This is a genomic window from Ewingella americana ATCC 33852, from assembly GCF_000735345.1.
GTDB classification, from domain to species: domain Bacteria; phylum Pseudomonadota; class Gammaproteobacteria; order Enterobacterales; family Enterobacteriaceae; genus Ewingella; species Ewingella americana.
The window spans coordinates 1-332 of record NZ_JMPJ01000085.1; the positions used below are offsets into that span (position 1 = coordinate 1).

Below are 332 nucleotides of genomic sequence, written 5' to 3' on the forward strand. Positions count from 1 at the left end.
TCAGCCGGGCCGCCGAAGCTTACTGAAGCCTGAGTTGCGCCCGCTGGGCACGCGCTCAGCACCATGGTGATTTGGCCGTTACCGCTGGTAGAGCCCGCTGAAGGGAAATCAGTAGTACCTACGGTGCCCAAAGCTACAGTCTGGTTTTTGCTGCCAGTATCGATAGTACAAGTTGCCGCAGTCACGTTACCGGTGAAGTTGATGGTGCCGCTTGCCGCGTGTGCAACTGAAGCGAATGCAGAACCTGCCAGAATGGCGATAGCGATAATTTTCTTATTCATGGTATTGCTCTCCGTGCCCGACCATTTATTTGTCAGAGCGATTGGTTAAAT

Annotated in this window: 1 protein-coding gene; it reads right to left on the bottom strand. The window is 53.3% G+C overall.

The window, feature by feature from the left end; genetic code table 11:
- Nucleotides 1-281, bottom strand: a 281-nt coding sequence (locus GEAM_RS22300) for a fimbrial protein (protein ID WP_034796345.1), incomplete at its 3' end; no start/stop codon positions are given.
- Nucleotides 282-332: the final 51 nt, after the last annotated feature.